A 20,125-nucleotide genomic window follows, 5' to 3' on the forward strand; every position below is an offset into this window, starting at 1 on the left:
GCGTCGGTCATGGCATTCGCACCGGGTACAACGGCACAATCCTGATCAACCACCCCGTGATCGGAGCGTGCCTGTGCCCGTCGTGCTGCGTGAGGCATGGACCACCCTCGTACCGGACATGAACGACCGGCACGGGCCGCTGCCGCCGCTGATGCTCGCCCTGACCGTCGTCACCGGACTGGTCGACGCCGTCAGCTACCTGCAACTGGGCCGGGTCTTCGTCGCGAACATGACCGGCAATGTGGTCTTCTCCGGCTTCGCGTTCGCCGGAGCCCCCGGCTTCTCCCTGGCCGCCTCGCTCGTCGCGCTCGGCGCGTTCGTGGCCGGGGCGCTGGCCGGCGGCCTGATCGTCCACCACTCCCACGCCCACCGCGGCCGCATGCTGCTGCACGCGCTGTGCGTCGAGACCCTGTGCGTACTGGCCGCCCTGGTCGTCACGCTGATCTCCGGCAGCCCGTACGACGGTGGCGTGCGGTTCGCCCTCATCGTGCTCCTCGCCCTGGGCCTGGGTGTGCAGAACGCCGTCTCGCGGGCGCTCGCCGTACCCGACCTCACCACCACCGTGCTGACCCTGACCATCACCGGCATCGCCTCCGACGGACGGCTCGCGGGGGGCGGCGGCAGCAGGGCCGGCCGCCGGATCCTCTCGGCCGCCGCCATGCTGGCCGGCGCCCTGGTCGGAGCCGTCGCCGTGCTGCACGGACATCCGACCCTGCCGCTGGTCCTGGCCGCGGCGATCCTCGCGGTGGTGTGCCTGGCCGCGCAGGTCCTGGCGCGGGCGGACGGCCCGTGGACCCTGCCCGTCGTCAAGAAATGACGGACAGGGGGAGCGAGTGGTCACCGACGGACGTCTTCAGGGAACGAGCGACCGCAGGTACGCCGCGGTCTCCGCGTCGGCGGGCAGGAACGTCTCGATGGCCAGCTCCGCGACCGTCACGTCCATCGGTGTGTTGAACGTGGCGATGGACGAGATGAAGGAGAGCAGCCGCCCGTCCTGCTCGATCAGCAGCGGCAGCGCGAACGGCACCGACGACGAGGGCTCGTCCCACTCCTGACCGTCGGCCCTCGGCCGCACCGGATAGCCCGCGACCTCCTCGTACAGCTCACGCAGCTCCGCCGAACGGACCAGCGCGATCTGACGCTCCATCTGCGCCAGCAGATCGGCGCGCCACTCCCGCAGATTGTGAATCCGGGGGGCCAGCCCCTCCGGGTGCAGGGTGAGCCGCATCGCGTTCAGCGGCGGGGCGAGCAGATGCTCCGCCACCCCCTCCGCCAGCCGGACGATCCCCTGATTGGCCGCCACCACGTTGTACATGCCGTCCACGACGAGCGCCGGATACGGGTCGTACCCCTGGAGCAGCCGGTCCATCCCCTCGCGCAGTGTGCCCATCGCGGGGTCGTCGAGCGCGGTCTCCGTGTAGCGGGGGGCGTAACCGGCGACCACCAGCAGGGCGTTGCGTTCCCGCACGGGCACGTCCAGGTGCTCCGCCAGCCGCAGGACCATCTCCTCGCTGGGGCGGGCGCGGCCCGTTTCGATGAAGGAGATGTGCCGGGCCGAGGAGTCGGCCCGCAACGCGAGTTCCAGCTGGCTGATCCGGCTCCGCTCCCGCCAGCTGCGCAGCAGCGGCCCTACCCCCGTGTCAAGCGCGACAGTTGTCATACGGAGACCGTAACGTCACCGGCACCGCCGACCGGTACCGACCACGAGTGAGGGAGTCACCGAATGCCCGCCGTACCGCTGCCGCAGAACGAGATCGAGAACCGGCTGCGCGAACTGCCCGGCTGGACGCTGGACGGGGACCGCATCACCCGCACCTACCGGCTCCCGACGCACTTCGCCGCCGCCGGGCTCACCGTCCACGTCGCCCAGATCCAGGACGAGCTGAACCACCACTCCGATCTGACGCTCGGGTACGACACCGTCGCGCTCTCGGTGAACTCCCACGACGCGGGCGGGAAGGTCACCGAGCAGGATCTGACCCTCGCCGCCAGGGTGGCGGCCGTCGCTCCGGGCCACGGGGCGCGGTAGACCCGGCCGACGGACCGTCAGGGCGTCGCGCCGAAGCGGGGATGCGCGGCCAGCCAGCGCGTACAGCTGTCGCTGCGCTCCACCGCCTCGGCGTACGCCGCGCGGGTGTGTCCGCTCACCGCTCCGGCCGCCGCCGACGCCGCCGAGCGCGGATGCCAGCCCAGCAGGTGGCGCCAGCTCAGCGGTGACCCGGTGATCGGACGGGTCACCACGCCGGGCGTCGGCGGGAACGTCGCCCGGCACAGCCCGACGGCACGCCCCACCTGCACCAGGTGGACGACGGACGCGGTGTCCGTCTCGTACACCGACGCCGGGCTGAAGCCCGCCCGCGCGCAGGCCGCCACGAAACAGTCCGCGAAGCAGCCCTCGCCGGGCACGTCGGTCCAGCACTCGTCCGCCAGCGCGGAGAGCTCCAGCTCGGGTTCCCCGGCCAGCGGATGGCTCTCCGGCAGCATCACGAAGACCGGGTCGATCCCGACGACCTGCCACGTCAGCCGGTCCGCGATCGGCGGCGAACTCTCGCCACAGGCGCCGATGAGCGCGAAGTCCAGCCGTCCGTCGAACAGTTGGGCAGCCAGCTCGGCCACCGACCAGGAGGTGTACGTGGACACCAGCGCGGCCGGGTGCGCCTCGGCCAGCCGGTCGACGAGACCGCCGAGCAGCGGTCCGTGCGTGCCGCCGAGCCGGAACCGTTCCATGGCCCCCCGCGCGTTGGCGAACCGCACCGCCTCCTCCTGGAGCTCGCTGACCGCGGGCAGCACCACCCGGGCCCGCTCCAGTACCAGCTCACCCAGGGGCGTCGGCCGCGCGCCCGTGTGGTCCCGGTCGAACAACGGGCCCCCGAGCGCCTTCTCGATCCGCCGCAGCTGCGCGCTCAGGGCGGGCTGCGCGAGCCCGAGCGCGGCGGCCGCCTTGGTGAGGCTTCCGGTGTCGGCGATGGCACGGACGGTTCGCAGATGGCGCAACTCCAGCTCCATAAGCGCAAGTTATGGCCCAGGTGGCTCGCTGGCAATCGTCACCGGGTGGACCCGCCCCCGATCGCTTCCGGGGTGGCCCCGGTCAGAGCGCGGAGGTGTGCGACAGGAACAGGACGGCTGTCGACAGCACGAGCATGCCCAGGCAGTTCAGCCAGAACTCCTGCTTGAGGTACCGCGCCCGGTAGTGGGCGCAGGCGGCGCACACGAAGTAGGCGATCACCGCGACATTGGTCGTCACACCGACACCCGTGTACCGGAGTCCGGCGACCAGCCCTGCCGCCGCCAGGAGTTTGACGACCACCAGCACCCACCACCAGTCGCGGGGGAAGTGCACGCCGTCCAGGCATTGCTGAATGAACATCGGGGGACGCACCGACAGGATCGCGTCGGAGAACAGCACCGCGGCGAGCAGCGCGGTCGGCCACCAGGGGTCGGGAGTACTGATCATCGGTGGGTTCCTCCGTGGTGGACGACGAAATGGATGACTTCCTGGAACTGGGCGATGGCCGCCCGCTGGTCGAGGGCGCCGTTGCCTACGGTCATGAGGATGCCCAGGTAGGCGAAGTAGAGGGTGCGCGCACCGGCGCCCGCCCCGGCGGCGGCGAGCGGTGTGCGGGCCAGCAGGGTCTCGAGTTCGGTGAGCAAGGCCTGGGCCAGGGCCTGGAAGACCTCTGACTCATGGGTGCCGCGGACGATGACCGCGGCGTACTCCCGGGACAGTTCGAGGTCGAGGGCGAAGTAGGTGATGAAGGGTTCGACGAGATTCATGACCTGCCGGGCCGCCGCGTCGGCGGACAGCGGTGTCGCGTCGCCCTGCTCCTGCTGGCTCTCCCGGCCGTGGTGCACGGCGGCGATCCAGGTGTCGAAGATGGCGACGAGCAGCGCGTCCTTGTCACCGACCGACATGACGGTGCCCGTGCTCACCTCGGCGTCGGTGGCGATCTGACGGATCGTGCTGGAGCCGAACCCCTGCTCGCGGAAGAGCCGTTCGGCCGATGACAGCACCCTGCTCCGTGTCGCCCTCCGTTGCTCAGCCCTTGACTGAACGCGTTCAGTGAACATGTTCGGGATATTAGGGCGCGAGCCCCGCACAGGCAAGGGGTGTGCCGGTGATACGGGCGCGGCCGTCGTGCCCCGGGCTGAGGCCGCCGCGGGCGCGGTGCTCGGCCTGATCCCGCCCGGTGCCCGCTGCCCGCCGGACATCGGCTGCGGCACCGGACGGGTCACCGAGTGGATCGCGGAAGGCCCGGCCCGCTCCGTGCGGCGCCTCCTCCGCGACCACCACCCGCGGCTCGCCGCGCCCCGACAGCAGCACCAGTCAACGCACCCCGCAGCCTCGCGCGATCCGCCCGAAGGCCGCCATCGCCTCCGGGGCGCCGCCAGATCGGGGCAGTACCCGATGTGCGCCGTGTCCGCACCCCGCAGCGCGGCCTCCCGGCCCGACTCGTCCGCCCAGTCGAAGCGCCTCACCGCCGTGTGATCCGGCCCGCACCGGGACCCCGCGCGTGGCGAGCCGCTCCACGCCGAGGGCCACGAGATCCGCGACGAGGGCATCGACCGGCTCTCCCCGCTCAAGCACCAAAAACTCAACCTGCGCCGCCGCTACAGCTTCACGGCCTCCACGCCGGCCGCCGGCACCCGCTGCGCGACCCTGACTCGCCGGAGCTGGACGAGGGCGACGACGGGAGCGGTCGGAAGTGACGGGCAGGGCCTGGCCGGCGGCGCGCGGCGCGTGGCCGCCGACTCAGGGTGACTGCGGGGTGCCGTGTCGCAGGCCGTCGAAGAGGAGAGCGGTGATCTGCCGGGCCTCGGTCAACCAGCCCTCCGTGGCACGCATTCCGCAGATGCCGCCCAGGGCGCGCAACAGGGTGGAGCCTGTGATGTCGTCGCGGACGGTGCCGGCCGCGCTGCCGGCTTCGAGCAGCAGGGAGAGGGCGCCTGCCATACGGGTGCGTGCGTCGTCGAAGACCGGTGAGTCCGTCGCCATGATGCTCTCCAGCACACTGGACATTCCCTTGCCCACGGCCGCGTGGTCCACGAGCAGCAGCAGGAAGCGCCGCAGTGCCTCCTGCGGTGCGTGCTGTTCCAGTAGGACGCCGGGCGCGGCGCACAGGTCGTCGACCTCCTTGCGGTAGACCTCCTCGATCAGCGCTTCGCGGGTTTCGAAGTGGCGGTAGAGCGTTCCGACGGCGACGCCGGCGCTGCGGGCGATGTCCTCGACGTGTGCGTCGGTGTCGCCGCCGAGAAACGCCTGGCGGGCCGCGGACAGCAGTGCCTCGCGGTTGCGCCGGGCATCGGCGCGCAGGGGGCGTGGGGGCGGCAAGGAAACCTCCATAAGGTGAGTCTGGTTCCGTTTACGTGTACCGTTTCCGGAGTCAGGTTCATCTTACGGAGGAGACTTCCCATGCCGAACACCGACGAGGGCCTGGCCGGCCTGCGAGTGCTGGTCACCGGCGGCAGCCGAGGCCTGGGCGCGGCCACCGTGCGCCGCTTCGTCGCCGCGGGCGCGACCGTACTGACGGCGTCCCGCAGCCGGCCCGAGGAGGACAGCGGTGCCACCTTCCTCGCTGCGGACCTCTCCACCCAGCAGGGTGTGGCCGAACTCGGCCGCCGCGTCGTCGAGCAGGTGGGCGGAGTGGACGTGCTCGTGAACAACGCGGGCGCGGCGAGCGCCCCGGCGCCGACCCTGAGCCGGTCGGACGAGTCCTGGCAGGCGGACCTGGAGATGAACCTCCTCAGCGCCGTGCGCCTGGACCGGGCCCTGGTGCCGGGAATGGTCGAGCGGGGCTCCGGCGTCGTCGTGCACGTCTCCTCGATCGCGAGCCAACTGCCTCAGCGCACCGAGGCGTCCTACGCCGCCGCCAAGGCCGCGCTCAACACCTACAGCCGCGAACTGGCCACCGAGGTCGGTGAGCACGGGGTGCGTGTGGTCTGCGTCCTTCCCGGCTTCGTCGTCACCGAGGGCGCCACCGCCCACCTCCGGCACATGGCCGAGGAGCAGGGCGTGACCACCGAGGAAGTCACGCGGCGGATCGTGGACCACCTGAAGGTCCCCATGGGCCGCCCCGGAGATCCCGAGGACGTCGCCGAGATGATCGCCTTCCTCGCCTCCGGCCGAGCGAAGTGGCTCACCGGAGCACAGTTCCGCGTCGACGGCGGCATCATCCCGACCGTCTGAGCAACCACCGACAGCACGAACAGGACACCCCCATGCCCATCACCCTGACCTCTGTGATCATCGACGCCGACGACATCGAGAAGGAGAGCTCCTTCTGGCACCGGCTGCTCGGCGGCTCACTCACCCCCACGCCGACCCACCACTTCGTTCAGGCCCCCGGCCTCCCGGTGATCGTCGTCCAGTCCGCTCCCGGACACACCGCCCCGAACTGGCCGGACGGCACCTCCCAGCAGATGCACCTCGACTTCGGCGTCGACGACCTCGCAGCCGCCGACCACACGGCCACCGACGCCGGCGCCACCCGACTGCGGCCCACCGACGCGGTCACCGCGGAAACCCGCACCGGTAGCCGCGTCTACGCCAGTCCGGCCGGGCACCCCTTCTGCCTGCGCTCGACCTGAGCCGGTCGCTGTCCACCGAGCCCTCCTGTCGTCAAACGGTCGTTTGACGACAGGAGGGCGACGCGTCCAATGAACCCGTGCAATCCGAGGGTTCGCGGCGGCGCGAATCCAATCAGACCCGACGGTGATTGCTGACGGGGTTTGACGACAGATAGGGTCTGGTCCCTCGTACGGTAGGGGCCCTCGGTGGCGAACCTGGTCCACAAGCGGGTCCCGGCGGACCAGCTGTCCACCGCCCGGCAGTACCTCCTCCTGGAGGAGGCCAGGATCGAGGAACGCACACGCAACCTCGACGATCCGCGGCCATGATCACGGGCTCAGCGTCATAACCGCTGTACCGATGTTCCCCGGGGCCGGAGTCGGCCCGCAGAACTACCGCACTGGTCGAGGCTTGCCGGATCGGCAAGAAAGTTTGCCTGTGTCTTGATGTGTGGTGAGGCTGTCCGCATGAGCAACGACACCGGTCACGGTCATCACCACGACAGCAGCCACGGTCACCACCACGACCCCGCCGATCCCGACTGGGACGTCATGGGCCCCCTGCTGGAACAGAACGCCGAGCTCAGCGCCGGGCAGTACACGGAGGCGGCCCGGTGGATCGCCGCTCTGCCGGACGCCCCGAAGGTCCGCCGCGTCCTGGACATCGGCAGCGGACCGGGTGTCATCGCCTGCCTGCTCGCCGAGGTGTTCCCGGAGGCCGAGGTCGTCGCCGTCGACGGCACCCCGGCCCTGCTGGAACGCACCCGCGACCGTGCGGAGCGGCTCGGGCTCGCCGACCGCGTCACCACCCTGCACGCCGACCTTCCCGGCGAGCTGGGACGCGCGGGTGAGGCGGACCTGATCTGGGCGGGCAACGCCCTGCACCACATGGGCGACCAGCGCGCCGTGCTGGCCGGATTCGCCGGGCTGCTGCGTCCCGGCGGCACCGTCGCACTCGTCGAGGGCGGGCTCCAGCCGCGCCATCTCCCGCGCGACATCGGCTTCGGGCGGCCCGGTCTGGAGGAGCGGCTCGACGCGGTCCAGGCCGAGGCCTTCGAGCGGATGCGGGCGGACCTGCCCGGCGCCAAGCGGGAGACCGAGAACTGGGCCGCCCTGTTCACCGCGGTGGGCCTCGCCCCGCAGGGCACCCGCAGCTTCCTGCTCGACCTGCCCGCACCCCTCACCGACGTGGCACGGGACCACGTCATCGCCGATTTCGCCCGCCGCCGCGCGGGCCTCGGCGAGCAGCTCGACGCCGCGGACAACGCGGTGCTCGACCGGCTGACCGACCCCGCGGACCCGGCCGGGCTGCACCGGCGCGCCGACACGTTCCTGCTGCTGGCCCGGACGTTCCATCTCGGCCGGAGGGCCTGAGCAGGCGCCGAAACGGCGAACCGCCGCCCGGCCAGGGGCCGGACGGCGGATACGGGGGGATCGGCGACGGAACGCCGCGGCTCAGGCGCCGATGTTCATCTGACCCGGGTGCGAGCCCAGGCGCTTGCCCTCGTCCAGCGCCGCGAACGCGGCGAGGTCGTCGTCGTCCAGCTCGAAGCCGAACACATCGATGTTCTCCGCGATCCGCGACGGGGTCACGGACTTGGGGATCACCACATGGCCGGTCTGGAGGTGCCAGCGGAGCACCGCCTGAGCCGGGGTGCGGCCGTGCTTCTGCGCGACCGCGACCACCGTCGGGACCTCCAGGAGGCCCTTGCCGGAACCCAGCGGCGACCAGGCCTCGGTCACGATGCCGTGCTTGGCGTGCAGTGCGCGGGACTCGGCCTGCTGGAGCTGCGGGTGCAGCTCGATCTGGTTGACCGCCGGCACGACGGACGTCTCGCCGATCAGCCGCTCCAGGTGCTCGGGGAGGAAGTTCGAGACGCCGATGGCCTTCGCGCGGCCGTCGGCGTAGATCTTCTCCAACGCCCGGTACGAGTCCACGTACGCGTCCTTGGCCGGGACCGGCCAGTGGATCAGATACAGGTCGACATAGTCGAGACCGAGCTTGTCCAGCGAGGCGTCGAAGGCGCGCAGCGTCGAGTCGTGGCCCTGCTCGCTGTTCCACAGCTTCGTGGTCACGAAGAGTTCCTCGCGGGCGACACCGGAGGCGGCGATGGCCTTGCCGGTGCCACCCTCGTTGCCGTAGATCGCGGCGGTGTCGATGCTCCGGTACCCGGACTCGATGGCTGTGGTGACCGCCTGCGCGGCCTCGTCGTCCGGCACCTGCCAGACTCCGAAACCGAGCTGGGGCATCTCGACGCCGTTGTTGAGGGTGAGGGAGGGGACCTGGCTCACGAGCGGTCGATCCTTACGTCGGGGGGTGGGACTCCACGTTTCAACGATCAAGACGGCCCGCACATTCCCGTCTCCGGGCCGGTTCTCCCGGAACGGTACCCCCCGAGGGATCCGCAGGTGGGGCACTCCCCGCGACCCGTGCGCGCGGCCGCCGGCTCAGCGGTACAGCGCGTCCACCTCGGCCGCGTACGCGGTCTCGATCGCCTTGCGCTTCAGCTTCAGCGACGGTGTAAGCAGTCCGTGCTCCTCGGTGAACTGATGCGCCAGGATCCGGAACGTCCGGATCGACTCGGCCTGCGACACAGCCGTGTTCGCGGCCACCACCGCCCGCCGGACCTCCATCTCCAGATCCGGGTCCCGCACCAGTTCGCCGGGTGTCATCTGCTGGCGTCCCTGCATGGCGAGCCAGTGCTCCACGGACTCCTGGTCCACGGTGACCAGGGCCGCGATGTACGGCCGGTCGTTGCCGACCACGATGCACTGCGCCACCAGCGGATGCGCCCGCACCCGCTCCTCCAGGCCGCCCGGTGAGACGCTCTTGCCGCCGGACGTCACCAGGATCTCCTTCTTGCGCCCGGTGATCGTCAGATAGCCGTCGTCGTCCAGCGCCCCCAGGTCCCCGGTGGCCAGCCAGCCGTCGTTCAGCACCGCGTCGGTGGACTTCGGGTCGCCCAGATACCCGGAGAACACATTGCGGCCGTACACCCAGATCTCACCGTCCACGGCGATGTGCACCGTGGTGCCGGGGATCGGCTGCCCGACCGTGCCGTACCGGGTGCGCTCCGGCGGATTGGCGGTGGCCGCGGCGGTCGACTCGGTCAGCCCGTACCCCTCGTACACCGTGACACCGGCCCCCGCGAAGAACAGCCCGAGCCGGCGCTCCATCCCCGAGCCGCCGGACATCGCGTGCCGGATCCGGCCGCCCATCGCCTCGCGCACCTTCCTGTACACGGCCTTCTCGAAGAACTGGTGCTGCATCCGCAGCCCGGCGGACGGGCCGGGGCCGGTCCCGAACGCCCGCGCCTCCATCGCCTCCGCGTACTTCACCGCGACGTCCACGGCCTTGTCGAAGGGGCCGGCCCGGCCCTCGGTCTCGGCCTTGCGGCGGGCCCCGTTGAAGACCTTCTCGAAGATGTACGGCACCGCCAGGATGAACGTGGGACGGAACGTCACCAGGTCCGGCATCAGCGCCCTCGCCGACAGCTCCGGCTGATGGCCCAGCTTCACCCGGCCGCGGACCGCCGCGACCTCCACCATCCGCCCGAAGACGTGCGCCAGCGGCAGGAAGAGCAGGGTCGAGGCCTCGTCGCCCCGCCGGGAGTGGAAGACCGACTCCCAGCGCGACGCCATCGTGTCCGTCTCGAACATGAAGTTGGCGTGCGTGATCACACAGCCCTTGGGCCGCCCCGTCGTGCCCGACGTGTAGATGACCGTCGCCACCGAGTCGGGCGTCACGGCCCGCCGGTGCCGGTGCACCACCTCGTCCCCGACATGGACGCCCGCGGAGAACAGCTCGGACACCGCGTCGGCGTCCAGCTGCCACAGCCGCTTCAACTGGGGCAGCTGGTCGATGACCGAGGCGATCGTCATCGCGTGGTCCTCGTGCTCGACCATCACCGCGGAGACCTCGGCGTCGTGGAGCATCCACAGGACCTGCTCGGCCGAGGACGTCGGATAGACGGGCACGGACTGCGCGCCGACCGCCCACAGGGCGAAGTCGAAGAGCGTCCACTCGTAACGGGTGCGCGACATCAGGGCGACCCGGTCGCCGAACCGCACGCCGTGCGCGATCAGCCCCTTGGCCAGTGCGAGCACCTCGTCGCGGAACGTCGCAGAGGTGACATCAAGCCACTGCCCGGACGTGTCCTTGCGACCGAGGGCGACCCGGTGCGGATCCTCCTCGGCATAGTCGAAAACCACATCAGCGAGCCCGCCCACGTGGGGCGCGGCCGCCATGGGTGGGACAGTGAACTCGCGCAATGACCTGCTCCTTGTGGCGCTCCGCACAGCGCCGTGACGCTACCCCACCGGGCGCGGCCGCGGGAGGGCCCGAAGCGGGCCGTACAAGATGGCGTCTGCACTGGTCAGGGGATGAAATCCGGCCAGATGGGCAAGGCTCGGGCGTGCTTCCGACCAAGGAGTAAGTGGCTCGCGCGGGAATCTCCACCGAATCTGTACGCCGCGATCACTGCCGTTCCGTGCGGTTACGGGGGATTGATCCGCACCTGCCGGGCCTGACCGGGTTGGGCCGCCCCGGCGGCGACCGCCGCTCAGCGTTCATTCTCCCCCTCAGGGCTGTCCCGCAATCCCCGGCGGGCGGATCAACCGGTCGCCACCCGCCAGGATCGCCGCCGCGAGCGCGTCCGCGGCCTGCTGCGCACCGTCCCGACGGCGGCCGTGCAGCAGGACGAAGTCCACCTCGCCGAGTTCCGGCAGCCCCGCCCTTGCCGGTACCGGGACCAGTCCGGGCGGTACCAGGCCCCGGCTGTGCGCCATCACACCGAGCCCCGCGTGGGCGGCCGCGATCAGTCCGCTGAGGCTGCCGCTGGTGCACGCCACCCGCCAGGAGCGGCCCTGGCCCTCCAGCACCTCCAGCGCGCGGGCCCGGGTGATGCCCGGCGGCGGGAAGAGGATCAGCGGCACCGGCCGGTCCGGGTCGATCCGCAGTCGCGGCGCCCCGATCCAGGTCAGCGCGTCCTGCCAGACCAGCTCCCCATGGGTGTCACCGGTCCGCCGCTTGGCCAGCACCAGATCGAGACGGCCCGCCGCGAGCTGCTGGTGCAGCGTGCCCGACAGCTCCACCGTCAGCTCCAGCTCGACCTCCGGATGGTCCCGGCGGAACGACTGGAGGATCTCCGGCAGCCGCGTCAGCACGAAGTCCTCCGAGGCCCCGAACCGCAGCCGCCCGCGCAGCCGGGTGCCGGTGAAGAACGCCGACGCCCGCTCGTGGGCCGCCAGGATCGTCCGGGCGAAACCGAGCATCGCCTCGCCGTCCACGGTGAGATCGACCCGGTGCGTGTCACGGGTGAACAGCTGCCGCCCGGCCGCCTCCTCCAGCCGCCGCACGTGCTGGCTCACCGTGGACTGCCGCACCCCGAGCCGGTGGGCGGCCCGGGTGAAGCTCAGTGTCTGGGCGACGGCGAGAAAGGTGCGCAGCTGCACGGGGTCGTACATGGCCGACACGTTATCGCGAACCGTGATCACAGTAAGAGTGGTATGCCGGATTCCCGATGTCGGTGATCAGGAGCAGGATGGGATGGCACGACCATGAACGAGAGAACACGTGGAGCATATGAGCCGCCGCACCCTGCAGTTGCCGTCCTGGCTGCCGATCGACCCGTACATCATGGCGTTGATCGGCACTGTCGTACTCGCGGCGCTGCTGCCGGCCTCCGGCGCGGCCGCCGAGGTGGCGGGCGACGCCTCCACCGGCGCGGTCGCGTTCCTCTTCTTCCTCTACGGCGCGCGGCTCTCCACCGCCGAGGCACTCGACGGCCTGCGCCACTGGCGGCTCCACCTCACCGTCCTGGCCTGCACGTTCGTCGCGTTCCCGCTGCTGGGGCTGGCGAGCGGGGGGCTGGTGCCGTACGTACTGACACCACAGCTCCAGAGCGGCTTCCTCTTCCTCTGCCTGGTCCCCTCGACCATCCAGTCGTCGATCGCCTTCACCTCGATGGCCCGCGGCAACGTGCCCGCGGCGATCTGCGCGGGCTCCTTCTCCTCGATCGCCGGGATCTTCGTCACCCCGCTGCTCGCGGCCGCGCTGCTCGGCAACAGCGGCGGCGGGTTCTCCGGGGACGCGCTGCTGAGGATCGGCGTCCAGCTGCTGCTGCCGTTCGTCGCGGGGCAGTTGCTGCGCCGCTGGATCGGCGGCTTCCTCGCCCGGCACAAGAAGATCCTCGGCTTTGTCGACCGGGGCTCGATCCTGCTGGTCGTCTACACCGCGTTCAGCGAGGGCATGGTCGCCGGCATCTGGCACCAGGTCACTCCGGCCCGGCTCGGGGCGCTGCTCGGCGCGGAGGCGGTGCTGCTCGCGCTGATGCTCTCGCTGAGCTGGTACGGGGCGAAGCGGCTCGGCTTCGGCCGGGAGGACCGCATCGCCATCCAGTTCGCCGGTTCGAAGAAGAGTCTGGCCTCCGGCCTGCCGATGGCCAGCGTCCTGTTCGGCGCGCAGGCGAGCCTCGCCGTACTGCCGCTGATGCTCTTCCACCAGATGCAGCTCATGGTGTGCGCGGTGATCGCGAAGCGGCGCGCCCGGGACCCGCAGGAGGCGGGTGCGGACGGCGCGGCGGCGCGGGAGCCCCTCACGGTGACCTGACCGGAAGCGTCGTGGTGTGGGCTGAGGCCGTCCTGGACCCGTGCGGCGGGCGGGATCAGCCCCGGACGGCCGTCGCCTCCAGGGCGATGCGGTGCTCACCCGCGTACACGTTCATGGAAGGGCCGCGCAGGAAGCCGACCAGCGTCAGGCCCGTCTCCGCCGCCAGGTCGACGGCGAGGGACGACGGTGCCGAGACGGCCGCCAGCATCGGGATGCCGGCCATCACCGCCTTCTGCGCCAGCTCGAAGGAGGCCCGCCCCGAGACCAGCAGGATCGACCGGGACAGCGGCAGCCGGTTGTCGGTGAGGGCCCGGCCGACCAGCTTGTCGACCGCGTTGTGCCGGCCCACGTCCTCCAGTACGTCCATCAGCTCGCCCGTCTCGGAGAACAGCGCCGCCGCGTGCAGACCGCCGGTCCGGTCGAACACCTGCTGCGAGGCGCGCAGCCGGTCGGGGAGGGCGGACAGCAGCGCCGGCTCGACCCGGACCGGGGGAGTGTCGGCGACGGGGTGCCGGGTCGTGGTGCGGACCGCGTCCAGACTGGCCTTGCCGCACAGTCCGCAGGAGGACGTCGTGTAGACGTTGCGCTCCAGCGTGATGTCGGGGACCACGACGCCGGGCGCGAGCCGCACATCCACCACGTTGTACGTGTTGACACCGTCGGCCGTCGCCCCGGCGCAGTACGCGATCGACTGCACCTCGTGGCCCTCGCCGAGCACGCCCTCGCTCACCAGGAACCCCGCCGCCAGCGCGAAGTCGTCGCCCGGGGTGCGCATCGTGATGGCGAGCGGCTTGCCGTTCAGCCGGATCTCCAGGGGCTCCTCGGCGACGAGCGTGTCGGGGCGGGTGGTGACGACCCCGTCCCGGATGCGGATGGTGCGGCGGCGCTCGGTGACCCGTCCCATGACCGTTGGACCCGATTCTGTACGTGGTGGGAGCCGAAGCGGCCCTTGATACGGAGGATGCCGTGGGTCACCGGGCTGTCGTGCGGCGAGGTGACCTTGACGCTCTCATTGTCCTGCATGGGGAGCGCGACACGGGGGAGGAGTGCGGGGAGGGAGCAGGAGACACTGCCAAGTCGACAGAATATTGTCGACAGTATGCCGTCCGGACGGTCAAGGCTGTTGTCAAGCCTCCAATCGTCGGCCGGTAATCCTGTGGGATCACGTGTCTCTGTACCGGTCGGTAGCGACCAAGACTGGATGGTTCCTGCCATATGTAGCGAGGGGAACCTGAATATGACCGGCACACGTGTCGTGGCGCTCGGCCACTATCAGCCCGCCAAGGTGCTCACCAACCATGACCTGGCGGCCATGGTCGATACCAGTGACGAGTGGATCACCAGCCGCGTCGGCATCAAGACCCGCCACCTCGGCGGCCCCGACGAGCCGGTGGACGAGCTTGCCGCGCACGCGGCGGCCAAGGCCCTCGCTGCCGCCGGGCTCCAGCCCGCGGACATCGACCTGGTCCTGGTCGCCACCTCCACGGCGATCGACCGGTCGCCGAGCATGTCGGCCAGGGTCGCCGCCCGCCTCGGCATGACCTCGCCCGCGGTGATGGACATCAACGTGGTCTGTTCCGGTTTCACCCACGCCCTCGCCACCGCCGACCACGCCGTGCGCGCGGGCGCAGCCACCCGTGCGCTGGTGATCGGCGCCGACAAGATGGGCGACATCGTCGACTGGACCGACCGCTCCAGCTGTGTGCTGATGGGGGACGGCGCCGGTGCGGCGGTCGTCGTCGCCGACTCCGGCGCGGCCGGCCGGCCGGGGATCGGGCCGGTGCTGTGGGGTTCCGTGCCCGGGATGGGGGACGCGGTACGGATCGAGGGGACGCCGCCGCGCTTCGCCCAGGAGGGGCAGTCGGTCTACCGCTGGGCGACCACCCAGCTGCCGCCCATCGCCCGCAAGGTGTGCGAGAAGGCCGGTATCACCCCCGAGGATCTCGCCGCGGTGGTGCTGCATCAGGCCAACCTGAGGATCATCGAACCGGTCGCCAGGAAGATCGGCGCGGTCAACGCCGTCATCGCCCGGGACGTCGTGGATTCCGGCAACACGTCGGCCGCCTCGATCCCGATGGCCCTGTCCAAGCTGGTGGAGCGGGGCGAGGTCGCCACCGGGGCTCCGGCGCTGCTCTTCGGCTTCGGCGGGAACCTCAGTTACGCGGGTCAGGTGATCCGCTGTCCCTGAGGGGCCTTGTGCTCGGTGGACTGTAGACGATAAGCGATTGCTCGTCTCGGAGGGCTGGGTGGATCTGCGGCCCGCCCAGGGCGCCTTCGTCCACGAGCCCACGGAGGGCGAGGCGGACCAACTGCTCTCGGTCCGTACGCTCCTTGAGGCCGAGGCCGAGGCCGCCCGCCTCGCCGCCAACTCCGGTACGGCGGGCATCGCCGCGCTGGAGGAGCTGTGCGCCAAGGGCGAGCAGGCCGTCGCCGACGACGACGTGGACCTGGCCGTCGCGACCAACGCCGCCTTCCACGCCAAGGTCATGGAGCCGGCGGGCAACGTCGTACTCGCCGGCTCGCCGGCCAGGTGGACCGCCGGGCCCGCTGGTACTGCACCCCGGTCGCCCGCCGGCGCGGCACCGGGTCCTGGATCGAGCACCGCTCCCTGATCGCCGCGATCTCCCCGCGTGACGAGCGGCAGGCCACGGCGATCATGCGGGCGCACACGGAGCACACCCGCCGGACGTACCACGAGCGCGAAGAGAGCTGATCCCCCCGCTTCCCCCGCCCTCGAACGCCGGCTGAGAGGTCAGCCCGTCCGGCGATCGGGGGCATTGTCGTGCTCGCCGCCGACGGCGCCCGGCCCGGTCCTCGGGCGCCACTCTCCGCACCCCTTTGTCCTCAGGGTGGAGAAAGTTGTGGTGGATTCCTGCGCAACTTCTTCCCACTCCGGGCGAGCGCTGCTACGTTCCCCTCCAAAGCCCGACGGACAGGCCGATGTGGCGGGGAGGGGCGCGTGAGACGTATGACGGCACGACCCGCGAATGCGCATCAGGCGCGACTGCTTCGGCTGTTGCGCGACGGCGGGCCCAACTCACGGGCACAGCTGGGGGATCAGGTCGATCTCTCCCGCTCCAAGCTCGCCGTCGAGGTGGACAGACTGCTGGAGACCGGCCTTGTGGTGGCCGACGGACTCGCCGCATCCCGCGGCGGGCGTCGCTCGCACAACATCCGGCTCGCCCCGGCACTGCGCTTCCTCGGCGTCGACATCGGCGCCACCTCGGTCGACGTGGCGGTCACCAACGCGGAGCTGGAGGTCCTGGGCCACCTCAACCACCCCATGGACGTACGCGAAGGCCCCGTCGCCATCTTCGAGCAGGTGCTGTCCATGGCGGCCAAGCTCCGGGCCTCCGGGCTCGCCGAAGGGTTCGACGGCGCGGGCATCGGCGTACCGGGACCGGTCCGCTTCCCCGAGGGAATTCCGGTCGCACCGCCGATCATGCCCGGCTGGGACGGTTTCCCGGTCCGCGAGGCGCTCAGCCAGGAGCTGGGCTGCCCCGTGATGGTCGACAACGACGTGAACCTGATGGCGATGGGGGAGCAGCACGCGGGCGTCGCCCGCTCCGTGGGCGACTTCCTCTGCGTCAAGATCGGTACCGGTATCGGCTGCGGCATCGTCGTCGGCGGAGAGGTCCACCGCGGTACGACGGGCAGTGCGGGCGACATCGGCCACATCCAGGTCGAACCGGACGGGCGCCCCTGCGCCTGTGGCAACCGGGGCTGCCTGGAAGCACACTTCAGCGGCGCCGCACTGGCCCGCGACGCCGAGGACGCGGCCCGTGCCGGACAGTCCGCGGAGCTCGCGGCCCGGCTGGCGGCGTCCGGGAAACTCACCGCCGTCGATGTGGCCGCGGCCGCTGCCGCGGGCGATGCCACCTCGCTCGACCTGATCCGCGAAGGCGGCAACCGGGTCGGACAGGTCATCGCGGGGCTTGTCAGCTTCTTCAACCCCGGTCTGGTGGTGATCGGCGGCGGGGTGACCGGACTGGGTCACACGCTGCTGGCCAGCGTCCGGACCCAGGTCTACCGGCAGTCGCTGCCGCTGGCCACCGGCAACCTCCCCATCGTGCTGGGCGAGCTGGGACCCGCCGCCGGAGTGATCGGCGCGGCCAGGCTCATCAGCGACCACCTCTTCTCACCGGCCTGACCCCGCACCACCGGCCCGCCCACCGGGCCGCAGCACCGTGCAAGAGCCGCGTACCAGCCGCCTGATCGTTCTCCCGTCCGATCCGCCTCCCGCCGGACCGATCCTCGGCCGGCCAGCAACAAGGCACTGTCCCCGCGCCGGCGGCCGGGGTCCGGGGACACCCCGGGACTGCACTTCGCCCTGCCCGCTCACCGGCACCCGCCGAGGGGATTCGCCATGGCTCCAGAACCACCCCTGCTCACCATGTCCGGCATCACCAAGTCCTTCCCCGGCGTGCGCGCCCTCGACGGCGTCGACCTGGAGGTACAGGCCGGCGAGGTCCACTGCCTGCTCGGCCAGAACGGGGCCGGCAAATCCACGCTCATCAAGGTGCTCGCCGGGGCCCACCAGCCCGACGGCGGCGAGATCACCTGGCGCGGCTCACCGACCGTGCTCAAGACACCCATCACCGCGATGCGTCTCGGGATCGCCACCATCTACCAGGAACTCGACCTGGTGGAAGGGCTGTCGGTCGCCGAGAACGTCTTCCTCGGCCACGAGCCGACCAGCGCCGGCTTCGTCGTCCGCACCCGCGAGGGCCGCACCGCGGCCGCCGCACTGCTGAAACGCCTCGGGCACCCGGAGATCGACCCGGCCCGCCCGGTCGGTGAACTTTCCGCGGCCCAGCAGCAGATCGTCTCGATGGCCCGCGCGCTCTCCCACGACGTACGGCTCATCGTGATGGACGAGCCGTCCGCGGCGCTCGACCCCGACGAGGTCGCCAACCTCTTCCGGATCGTCGCCTCCCTGACCGCCGACGGGGTCGCCGTCGTCTACATCTCCCACCGGCTGGAGGAGATCCGCCGCATCGGCGACCGGGTGACCGTGCTCAAGGACGGCCGGGCCGTCGCGGTCGGCCTTCCCGCCGAGTCCACACCCACGCGCGACATCGTTGCCATGATGACGGGCCGCAACGTCGAGTACGTCTTCCCGCCGAGACCCGAAGCCGGCCGCGCGGGCACCGGTGCCGAGCCCGTGCTCAAGGTCGAAGGCCTCACCAGGAAGGGCGAGTTCGCCCCCGTCGACCTGGAACTCAGGCCCGGCGAGATCGTCGGCCTCGCCGGACTCGTCGGCTCCGGGCGCTCCGAGATCCTGGAAACCATCTACGGCGCCCGCCGCGCCACCGCGGGACAGGTCACCGTCGCCGGCCGGCCCCTGCGGCCCGGCAGCGTCCGCGCCGCCGTCGCGGCCGGTATCGGCCTCGCCCCCGAGGAACGCAAGGCGCAGGCCCTGCTGATGCTCGAATCCGTCACCCGCAATGTCTCCGTGTCCTCCATGTCCCGCTTCTCCAGAGCTGGTTGGCTCGACCGGGGCGCCGAGCGCAAGGCGGCCCGCGCCGCCACCCGCGAACTCTCGCTGCGCCCCGACAACCCGGACACCCCCGTCCGCACCCTCTCCGGCGGCAACCAGCAGAAGGCGGTCCTGGCCCGCTGGCTGCTGCGCGGCTGCCGGGTGCTGCTGCTCGACGAACCGACCCGCGGGGTGGACGTCGGCGCCCGCGCCGAGCTCTACGCCGTGATCCGCCGGCTGGCCGACGAAGGCCTCGCCGTACTGCTCGTCTCCAGCGAAGTGCCCGAAGTCCTGGGCCTCGCCGACCGGGTGCTGGTGCTCCGTGAGGGGCACGTCGTGCATACGGCGGACGCCAGGGAGCTCGACGAGCACCGCGTACTCGACCTCGTGATGGAAGGGAGCCCGACGTCATGACGCAGCCCGTCTCCTCGGCACAGCAGAGCGGGCCGGACAAGGGCGCCGCGCCCGCGTCCGTCCCCGTGTCCCCGAAGAAGGACAGGTCCCCGCGAGCCCTCGGGCTCCGGGTGGACCTGCGCAGCCTCTCGCTGCTCGGCGTCCTCGCCGCACTGATCGTCGTCGGCGGCATCACCGAGCCCGACGCCTTCCTGGACACCGGGAACCTCCAGCTGATCCTGACCCAGGCGTCCGTCATCGGTGTGGTGACCGTCGGGGTGACCTTCGTCATCACCAGCGGCGGCATCGATCTGTCCGTCGGCGCCATGGTGGCCCTCGCGTCGGTCTGGGCGACCACACTCGCCACCCAGGAGTACGGCTTCGTCGGCATCCTGTTCACCGCGATGCTCGTCGGCCTCGGCGCCGGACTGGTCAACGGGGTGCTCATCGCGTACGGCCGGCTGGTGCCGTTCATCGCGACGCTGGCGATGCTCGCCTCCGCCCGTGGCATGGCCCTCCTGATCACCGACGGCAAGACCCAGATCGTCACGGTCAAGTCCGTCCTGGACCTGGGCCTGCCCGGCTCGTACGTCCTCGGCATCCCGCCGCTCGTCATGATGTTCGCCGTGGTCACCGTCGTCGGCTGGCTGGTGCTGAACCGTACGACCTTCGGCCGCCGCACGGTCGCCGTCGGCGGCAACGCGGAGGCGGCCCGGCTGGCGGGGATCGACGTGCGGCGCCAGCGCCTCTACCTCTACCTGCTGTCCGGACTCTGCTGCGGCATCGCCGCCTTCATGCTGATCATCCTGTCCGGCTCGGGTCAGAACACCAACGGCAATCTGTACGAGCTCGACGCCATCGCCGCCGCGATCATCGGCGGCACCCTGCTCACCGGCGGCCGCGGCACCATCGTCGGCTCCGTGCTGGGCGTCCTCGTCTTCACCACGATCACCAACATCTTCGCGCTCAACAATCTGCAGAGCGACGTCCAGCAGATAGCCAAGGGCGCGATCATCGTCGCCGCCGTTCTGGTCCAGGGCCGCACGTCGGTCAACCGGGAGACCTGACTCCAGGTCACC

At 71.2% G+C, this 20,125-nt stretch carries 20 protein-coding genes and 4 pseudogenes; 13 read left to right on the forward strand and 11 right to left on the reverse strand.

Translation table 11 applies throughout. The annotated features are described in order from the left end of the window. The first annotated feature begins 73 nt into the window (after positions 1-73). On the forward strand, positions 74-817 hold the full coding sequence (locus ACIQM0_RS30825) for a YoaK family protein (protein WP_401293084.1): 744 nt from the start codon (positions 74-76) through the stop codon (positions 815-817). 36 nt (positions 818-853) lie between these two features. On the opposite strand, the gene ACIQM0_RS30830 is transcribed toward ACIQM0_RS30825, so the two are convergent. Continuing rightward, the gene (locus ACIQM0_RS30830) at positions 854-1,660 is read right to left on the reverse strand and encodes a helix-turn-helix domain-containing protein (RefSeq protein ID WP_401292876.1); all 807 of its coding nucleotides are present in this window, start codon (positions 1,658-1,660) and stop codon (positions 854-856) included. Positions 1,661-1,723: 63 nt separating this feature from the next. Between ACIQM0_RS30830 and ACIQM0_RS30835 the strand changes: the two genes are divergently transcribed. After that, positions 1,724-2,029 carry a 4a-hydroxytetrahydrobiopterin dehydratase gene (locus tag ACIQM0_RS30835; RefSeq protein ID WP_401292878.1) on the forward strand — a complete coding sequence of 102 codons (306 nt, stop codon included), beginning with the start codon at positions 1,724-1,726 and terminating at the stop codon, positions 2,027-2,029. A 17-nt stretch (positions 2,030-2,046) separates the two neighbouring features. Here the strand turns inward: ACIQM0_RS30835 and ACIQM0_RS30840 are convergent, their stop codons facing one another. The 4 genes and pseudogenes from ACIQM0_RS30840 to ACIQM0_RS30855 all read right to left on the reverse strand — a co-directional run. Further along, positions 2,047-3,006 (reverse strand): LysR family transcriptional regulator, encoded by a 960-nt coding sequence (locus ACIQM0_RS30840; RefSeq protein ID WP_401292881.1) that lies wholly within the window; start codon positions 3,004-3,006, stop codon positions 2,047-2,049. An 82-nt stretch (positions 3,007-3,088) separates the two neighbouring features. Continuing rightward, complete coding sequence (locus tag ACIQM0_RS30845; protein WP_401292884.1) at positions 3,089-3,454, reverse strand: DoxX family protein; 366 nt, start codon at positions 3,452-3,454, stop codon at positions 3,089-3,091. Beyond that, positions 3,451-4,011: a TetR/AcrR family transcriptional regulator gene (locus tag ACIQM0_RS30850; RefSeq protein ID WP_401292887.1), complete on the reverse strand. Its 561-nt coding sequence runs from the start codon at positions 4,009-4,011 to the stop codon at positions 3,451-3,453. The genes ACIQM0_RS30845 and ACIQM0_RS30850 overlap by 4 nt, the downstream gene beginning before the upstream one ends. 247 nt (positions 4,012-4,258) lie before the next feature. Continuing rightward, positions 4,259-4,585: pseudogene (locus tag ACIQM0_RS30855) on the reverse strand (hypothetical protein); the annotation flags it as partial. Here ACIQM0_RS30855 and ACIQM0_RS30860 point away from each other — a divergent pair. Next, positions 4,523-4,707 (forward strand): annotated as a pseudogene (locus tag ACIQM0_RS30860) (hypothetical protein); the annotation flags it as partial. The pseudogenes ACIQM0_RS30855 and ACIQM0_RS30860 overlap by 63 nt on opposite strands. Positions 4,708-4,750: 43 nt before the next feature. Here ACIQM0_RS30860 and ACIQM0_RS30865 read toward each other — a convergent pair. Next, entirely contained in the window at positions 4,751-5,329 is a 579-nt protein-coding gene (locus ACIQM0_RS30865; RefSeq protein WP_401292890.1) for a TetR/AcrR family transcriptional regulator, read from the reverse strand. 81 nt (positions 5,330-5,410) lie between these two features. Between ACIQM0_RS30865 and ACIQM0_RS30870 the strand changes: the two genes are divergently transcribed. The 4 genes from ACIQM0_RS30870 to ACIQM0_RS30885 all read left to right on the forward strand — a co-directional run bounded on the left by ACIQM0_RS30870 (position 5,411) and on the right by ACIQM0_RS30885 (position 7,938). After that, a complete protein-coding gene (locus ACIQM0_RS30870) occupies positions 5,411-6,184 on the forward strand; it encodes an oxidoreductase (RefSeq protein ID WP_401292893.1) in 774 nt (257 codons plus the stop codon). 32 nt (positions 6,185-6,216) lie between these two features. After that, positions 6,217-6,585, forward strand: coding sequence for a VOC family protein (locus ACIQM0_RS30875; protein ID WP_401292896.1), 369 nt, complete (start codon positions 6,217-6,219; stop codon positions 6,583-6,585). A 186-nt stretch (positions 6,586-6,771) separates the two neighbouring features. Next, complete coding sequence (locus ACIQM0_RS30880; protein ID WP_401292899.1) at positions 6,772-6,894, forward strand: hypothetical protein; 123 nt, start codon at positions 6,772-6,774, stop codon at positions 6,892-6,894. A 138-nt stretch (positions 6,895-7,032) separates the two neighbouring features. Then, positions 7,033-7,938, forward strand: coding sequence for a class I SAM-dependent methyltransferase (locus ACIQM0_RS30885; protein WP_401292902.1), 906 nt, complete (start codon positions 7,033-7,035; stop codon positions 7,936-7,938). 81 nt (positions 7,939-8,019) lie between these two features. On the opposite strand, the gene ACIQM0_RS30890 is transcribed toward ACIQM0_RS30885, so the two are convergent. The 3 genes from ACIQM0_RS30890 to ACIQM0_RS30900 all read right to left on the reverse strand — a co-directional run bounded on the left by ACIQM0_RS30890 (position 8,020) and on the right by ACIQM0_RS30900 (position 12,039). Continuing rightward, positions 8,020-8,856, reverse strand: a complete 837-nt coding sequence (locus tag ACIQM0_RS30890; protein WP_401292904.1) for an aldo/keto reductase — start codon at positions 8,854-8,856, stop codon at positions 8,020-8,022. 156 nt (positions 8,857-9,012) lie between these two features. Continuing rightward, positions 9,013-10,812 carry an AMP-dependent synthetase/ligase gene (locus tag ACIQM0_RS30895; RefSeq protein ID WP_401292906.1) on the reverse strand — a complete coding sequence of 600 codons (1,800 nt, stop codon included), beginning with the start codon at positions 10,810-10,812 and terminating at the stop codon, positions 9,013-9,015. A 333-nt stretch (positions 10,813-11,145) separates the two neighbouring features. After that, a complete protein-coding gene (locus ACIQM0_RS30900; RefSeq protein WP_401293087.1) occupies positions 11,146-12,039 on the reverse strand; it encodes a LysR substrate-binding domain-containing protein in 894 nt (297 codons plus the stop codon). 109 nt (positions 12,040-12,148) lie between these two features. Between ACIQM0_RS30900 and ACIQM0_RS30905 the strand changes: the two genes are divergently transcribed. Then, positions 12,149-13,174, forward strand: coding sequence for a bile acid:sodium symporter family protein (locus ACIQM0_RS30905; RefSeq protein ID WP_401292909.1), 1,026 nt, complete (start codon positions 12,149-12,151; stop codon positions 13,172-13,174). Positions 13,175-13,229: 55 nt separating this feature from the next. Here the strand turns inward: ACIQM0_RS30905 and fdhD are convergent, their stop codons facing one another. Both fdhD and ACIQM0_RS30915 read right to left on the reverse strand, forming a co-directional pair. Beyond that, a complete protein-coding gene (fdhD, locus tag ACIQM0_RS30910) occupies positions 13,230-14,078 on the reverse strand; it encodes a formate dehydrogenase accessory sulfurtransferase FdhD (protein WP_401292912.1) in 849 nt (282 codons plus the stop codon). Positions 14,079-14,089: 11 nt separating this feature from the next. After that, positions 14,090-14,203, reverse strand: a pseudogene (locus tag ACIQM0_RS30915) (Fe-S-binding domain-containing protein); the annotation flags it as partial. Positions 14,204-14,411: 208 nt separating this feature from the next. Here ACIQM0_RS30915 and ACIQM0_RS30920 point away from each other — a divergent pair. The 5 genes and pseudogenes from ACIQM0_RS30920 to ACIQM0_RS30940 all read left to right on the forward strand — a co-directional run bounded on the left by ACIQM0_RS30920 (position 14,412) and on the right by ACIQM0_RS30940 (position 20,113). Further along, on the forward strand, positions 14,412-15,362 hold the full coding sequence (locus ACIQM0_RS30920) for a beta-ketoacyl-ACP synthase III (RefSeq protein ID WP_401292915.1): 951 nt from the start codon (positions 14,412-14,414) through the stop codon (positions 15,360-15,362). 58 nt (positions 15,363-15,420) lie between these two features. Continuing rightward, positions 15,421-15,887, forward strand: a pseudogene (locus tag ACIQM0_RS30925) (FCD domain-containing protein). A 255-nt stretch (positions 15,888-16,142) separates the two neighbouring features. After that, entirely contained in the window at positions 16,143-17,324 is a 1,182-nt protein-coding gene (locus tag ACIQM0_RS30930) for an ROK family transcriptional regulator (protein WP_363024905.1), read from the forward strand. A 216-nt stretch (positions 17,325-17,540) separates the two neighbouring features. Further along, positions 17,541-19,067: a sugar ABC transporter ATP-binding protein gene (locus ACIQM0_RS30935; protein WP_363024906.1), complete on the forward strand. Its 1,527-nt coding sequence runs from the start codon at positions 17,541-17,543 to the stop codon at positions 19,065-19,067. Next, positions 19,064-20,113: an ABC transporter permease gene (locus ACIQM0_RS30940; RefSeq protein ID WP_401292920.1), complete on the forward strand. Its 1,050-nt coding sequence runs from the start codon at positions 19,064-19,066 to the stop codon at positions 20,111-20,113. The genes ACIQM0_RS30935 and ACIQM0_RS30940 overlap by 4 nt, the downstream gene beginning before the upstream one ends. Positions 20,114-20,125 lie beyond the last annotated feature (12 nt).

Origin of the sequence: Streptomyces sp. NPDC091387 (genome assembly GCF_044756945.1) — a bacterium.
In the GTDB taxonomy this organism is placed as follows: domain Bacteria; phylum Actinomycetota; class Actinomycetes; order Streptomycetales; family Streptomycetaceae; genus Streptomyces.